1 protein-coding gene is annotated in these 211 nt (G+C 53.6%); it reads right to left on the reverse strand.

All coding sequences use genetic code 11. The annotated features are described in order from the left end of the window. Positions 1–211, reverse strand: a 211-nt coding sequence (locus KB213_RS12660; protein WP_211683625.1) for a helix-turn-helix domain-containing protein, incomplete at both ends; no start/stop codon positions are given.

Below are 211 nucleotides of genomic sequence, written 5' to 3' on the forward strand. Positions count from 1 at the left end.
GAGAGTAGCATCTCAGCCTGTTTTTGCGCGTCATACATGGGCTGAATAACCGTCAGAATCCGCCGCCCCAATTCCGTCAATTCCACCACACGACCACGTCGATGATACAACACGCACCCATATTCCTGCTCAAGTTTACGCACCTGATCTGACATCGCAGGTTGCGTTACCCCCATCGCCTCAGCCGCTGCAGAAAAACCTCCATGTACCG

This window comes from Neokomagataea anthophila, from assembly GCF_018122595.1.
GTDB lineage: Bacteria > Pseudomonadota > Alphaproteobacteria > Acetobacterales > Acetobacteraceae > Gluconobacter > Gluconobacter anthophilus.